Source organism: Nocardia sp. NPDC003963, assembly GCF_053605105.1.
Genome location: NZ_JBSGIP010000105.1, coordinates 1 through 4652, shown reverse-complemented (window position 1 = coordinate 4652; position 4652 = coordinate 1). Strand labels below are relative to the sequence as shown.

The 4652-nt window shown below is 68.4% G+C and carries 3 protein-coding genes; all 3 read right to left on the bottom strand.

Annotated features, from left to right (window positions below):
• Positions 1-581 precede the first annotated feature (581 nt).
• Complete coding sequence (manA, locus tag ACWEWT_RS38485; protein WP_452565886.1) at positions 582-1796, bottom strand: mannose-6-phosphate isomerase, class I; 1215 nt, start codon at positions 1794-1796, stop codon at positions 582-584.
• Positions 1796-2992 (bottom strand): tobH protein, encoded by a 1197-nt coding sequence (locus tag ACWEWT_RS38480; RefSeq protein WP_452565885.1) that lies wholly within the window; start codon positions 2990-2992, stop codon positions 1796-1798. Before ACWEWT_RS38480 ends, manA begins: the two co-directional genes overlap by 1 nt.
• Positions 2993-3106: 114 nt before the next feature.
• Positions 3107-4483, bottom strand: a complete 1377-nt coding sequence (locus ACWEWT_RS38475; RefSeq protein ID WP_452565884.1) for a phosphomannomutase/phosphoglucomutase — start codon at positions 4481-4483, stop codon at positions 3107-3109.
• Between the last annotated feature and the right edge of the window lie 169 nt (positions 4484-4652).

Here is a 4652-nt window from a genome sequence, read left to right as displayed (position 1 = left end):
GCGCCGAAGGCGCGAGTCTCGAGGCCTGAACGGCGAGACACCAGGGGGCCTCAACCCCGCGACGCCGAAGGCGGCGCCAAAAACACAGCACCTTCACGAACAGGTCCACGTGTTCGTTTTGTGGGCAGGTCCACGTGTTCGTTTTGTGGGCAGGTCCACGTGTTCGTTTTGTGGGCAGGCCCACCTGTTCGTCTCGCGAGCAGCCCCACCTGTTCGTTGTCCGTGGGCACGGGTCGTGGTTCCGGGATGTGTGAACGAGCCCCGCAGTTCACCTTTCGACCCAAGCTACGTCCTCACCTTCGCAAGCAATACCACCTCCACCCCCAGGCCGACAGTCTCACCTGTGAAACCCCCGCGACCGCCCAGCGAGCACAACCGCCGCGACTCGGCGGGCAGCGCGACAGGACCTGCCGGGCTGCCGAACCCCGGTCGATCCCGAGGTTCTTCTCATGCCGGCCAGAGCAGGCCGTGGAGGACGCGGGCTACACCACCGAGTACGTGGAATCCGGCGCCCCCGGTCCTTCTCCGGCAGAACTTCGCCCCCGGCGACCGATCACTCGCGTCGCCGGGGGCGAGAACAGCTACACCGCGCCGACGCAGGCGCAGAACAGAGTGGCAGGTTCGTCCGGGGCCTGGGCGCAGATATCCTTGTCCGTGGCCGAGATCCAGGCCGCCGCCCCCCGGCCCAGCGAAACCTCCGAATCGCCGTCGAGCAAGCGCGCCGATCCGGCCGTGCACAGTACGATTCCCGGGCCCGCGTCGGTCAGCGGTACCAGCGCCGGGCCGGGTGTGAGGTCGAAGCGGCGCAGTGCGAATTCGGGGGCGGGGGTGGGGTAGCGGACCGAACCGTCGCCCGCCGGCTGGGGGAGTACCAGCGGTAGGTCGATGGGTTCGAAATCCAGGACCTTCAACAGTTCCGGGACATCGACGTGTTTGGGGGTCAGGCCGCCGCGCAGCACATTGTCGGAGTTGGCCATGATCTCGACCCCGACGCCGTGCAGGTAGGCGTGCAGGTTTCCGGCGGCGAGGAACAGGCCCTGGCCGGGTTGCAGCGTGATCCGGTTCAGCAGCATCGCGGCCAGTACACCGGCATCACCGGGGTAGGCCTCGGCCAGTTCCAGGGTGGTGCGGGCCTCGGCGGCGAATTCGCGTTCGGAACCGGACAGATACCGCACACAGCCGTCCAGCACGGTCGGCAACAGCGTGTCCAGCACTGTCGGCGGCAGGGTGATCCAGCTGGTGAACAGAGTTCGCAGGCCGTCGGAATCGGGTTGTGCGGCGAGTAGATCGGTGTAGTGCGCGAGTTCGGCGATATCCAGCGCCCGGAACAGGTCCACAGTGCGCAGCGGGTCGCGGAAACCGGCGAGTGCCTCGAACCGTTCGAGCGCCACCACCAGTTCGGGTTTGTGGCTGTCGTCGCGATAGTTGCGCATGGGCGAATCGAAGGGCACCTCGGTGCGGTTTTCCCGGGCGAACCCGGACCGTGCCTGTTCGGCGCTCGGATGGGCCTGGAGCGACAGCGGTTCCTCGGCGGCCAGGATCTTCAGCAGAAACGGCAACCGGTCGCCGAAACGTTCGGCGGCCGCGCCGAGTTCTTCGGCGGGATTCTCCGAAACCACATCCAGCAGCGAACGGGTGCCGCTGTCGGTGCGGAGGTGGGCGGGGTCGGCCGGATGGGCACCGAACCACAATTCCGCTTCCGGATGCGCCGAGGGAACCGGACGGCCGCAGAGTTCGGCGAGCGCGGTGCGCGAGCCCCAGGCGTACGAGCGCAGCGCACCCACGAGTTCGTGCACTAGTAGTGTCCCCCGTCGTAGCTTTCCGGACCGCTCGTCGCGATCGCTCGCCCGCCGATGAGCCGCAGATACGCCGCGGCCATCTCCCAGCGCAGCGCGAGTACCGCGAGACGGTTCAGTTCGCCGCCGATCGGCGCGGGAACGGGTTCGGGGACAGGTGATCCGGTGCGCCCCGGTTCGGCCGGGACCGATTCGAGATCCGCGGTGACGAGGTCGGCGTCGACGGTGCCGCCGCCGGCACCGCCGAAGACGGCGGTCTTACGGCGGGCCGCCACGATATCGGAGTCCGTGCTGCATACGAAGATCCGCTTCTTCTCCACCGGCGGCGGACCGTCGAGCTGTTCGTCGTGGAAGAGAGGGTCGTAGTCCGGGGCGGCCACGGTGGCGGCGTCCACCAGACGTGGCAGGGCGGTCACCGCGGCGGCCAGTTCGACCGCGGTCGCGGTGCGGCCCGCCGATTGCAGCAGCACTTCCGCCGCGTGCGCGGCCAACCCGGTGGTGGCCGCGGTATCCCCGGCGATGATCAATCCGCGCTGCTGGGTCCGCGCGGCCAGATTCTTGGCCGGATTGTGGAAGACCTCGTGCTGTGGACCGTCGCGCAATGCCTCGGTGTCGAGAATATCCGCGAGTTCGGCCAGTTCGGGCAGGAACGCGGCGCTGCGGTGTCCGTCGATCGCCCGCAGTACCGCGATACCGATACCGAGGTAGCGCAGCAACCGGTTCTCGTCGAGGACCGGAACGCGGGGTGCCAGCAGGGCCGCGCGCCCGGCCACGGCAGCGCGCAGCGGGCCCTCGTCCGGGGCGGCCACGACCACTTCCGCGCCTCGGCGCAACGCGCGGTCCACCGCGTCGATGAGCCGTGGATCGCCGGCATCGTCACCGGCCACCAGCACCACGTCCAGCGGGCCGGCCCAGGAAGGCACCGTGGTGACCTGGACCAGAGGCAGCCCGGTCCGGTCGCCGAATGCCGCGACGAGCAGAGCGGCGGCCCGGCTCGCTCGGCCGGAGCCGGACACCAACAGCAGACTCCGCGGGCGCAGACCGTCCAGCCGGGCGAGCGCACCCTCTGCCACGGCTGCCGCGGTTGCCCGCACCTGGGCGCCACCGGACGCTGCCGAACGGAGGGCACCACCGGTATCGGCGGCCTCGAGCATTGCGGCATCGTCCAGATCGAGTACCGGGGTATCAGCGATCATCGGGCGTGGCACCTCCCCTCATCGCGCTGTTGTCGGTCTCGGCCGCCATCGCCCGCGTCGTGGACACCGGGTCTGGAACGGGCGAATCCACGGTGTGTATTTCCACTATTCCAGTCAGGCGCGGACGATGCGCAGGATCTCGGTCACGAGTGCGTCTACTTCCTCCTGTGACCTGGCTTCGACGTTGAGACGCAGCAGCGGTTCGGTATTGGAGGCACGGAGGTTGAACCAGGCATGTTCGGGCAGCTGGACGGTGACCCCGTCGAGGCGGTCCACCGACACCGCGCGCCCGGCGAACGCGTCGATAACAGCCGAGGTTCGCTCGGTGGCGTCGGCGACGGTCGAATTGATCTCGCCGGAGGCCGCGTAGGCGGAATAGGACGCCATCAGCTCGGAAACGGGCCGTTTGTCCTCACCCAGGGCCGCCAGCACGTGCAGGGCGGCCAGCATGCCGGAATCGGCACCCCAGAAATCCCGGAAGTAGTAGTGCGCGGAATGCTCTCCGCCGAATACGGCACCGGAACTGGCCATCAATTGTTTGATGAACGAATGGCCCACCCGCGATCGCACCGGGTGACCGCCCAGTTCGGTCACCAACTCCGGAACCGCCCGCGAGGTGATCAGATTGTGGATGATGGTGGCGCCGGGCTCCTTGGCGAGCTCCCGCTCCGCGACCAGCGCGGTGATGGCCGACGGGGATACCGGCTCGCCCAGCTCGTCCACCACGAAACAGCGGTCCGCGTCGCCGTCGAACGCCAGGCCGATATCGGCGCCGCACTCGCGGACCAGGGCCTGCAGATCCACCAGGTTCTTCGGATCCAGCGGGTTCGCCTCGTGGTTGGGAAAGGTGCCGTCCAGCTCGAAATACAGCGGTACGACCTTCACCTGCGGTAGCGCACCGAGCACGGCGGGAACGGTATGCCCGCCCATACCGTTGCCGGCATCCACCGCGACGGTCAGTGGGCGGATACCGCCGAGATCCACCAGATCCCGGAGGAAGGCGGCGTAATCCTCGAGCAGATCGACCTCGGAGGCGGAACCGGGTTCCCCGTCGTACCCCGGCACCCCGGCGATCAACTCGTCCGCGATGGTCGCCAACCCGGTGTCCTGACCGACCGGCAGGGCGCGCGGACGACAAAGCTTGATGCCGTTGTAGCGCGCCGGGTTGTGGCTGGCGGTGAACATGGCTCCCGGGCAGTCGAGCCGGCCCGAAGCGAAATACAGCTCGTCGGTCGACGCCAGCCCGATATGCACCACATCCAAACCCTGCGCGAGCACGCCCTCGGCGAACGCGGCCACCAGCTCGGGTGACGAGGCCCGCATATCGTGACCGACCACGATGCGCTGTGCCTGTTCGCCCCGCATCAATCGGGCGAAGGCCGCTCCGGCGTCCCGGACGAAGCCGGTGTCGAGTTGGTCGGCGACCACACCGCGGATGTCGTAGGCCTTGATCACCGCATTCACGGACTCGGCAGAGCGGGCGACTGTCATGGCGACTACCCTAGTGCGTCCGCTCACCGGCCCCTTCCCCGGCGGGCTGTGTATATTTGCGGCGCCTTCGGCGCCACGATCGCCGGGGCGGTTGTGCCCGTCACCGTAGGTTCGCTCATGACTGCACCAGCTCGTCGTCGAGGCGCGCGCCGAGGCTGCGCAGCACATC

Excerpts from the sequence above, each read along its gene's own strand:
- ACWEWT_RS38480 (WP_452565885.1), bottom strand. The coding sequence starts at position 2,992 with ATGATCGCTGATACCCCGGTACTCGATCTGGACGATGCCGCAATGCTC.
- ACWEWT_RS38475 (WP_452565884.1), bottom strand. The coding sequence starts at position 4,483 with ATGACAGTCGCCCGCTCTGCCGAGTCCGTGAATGCGGTGATCAAGGCC.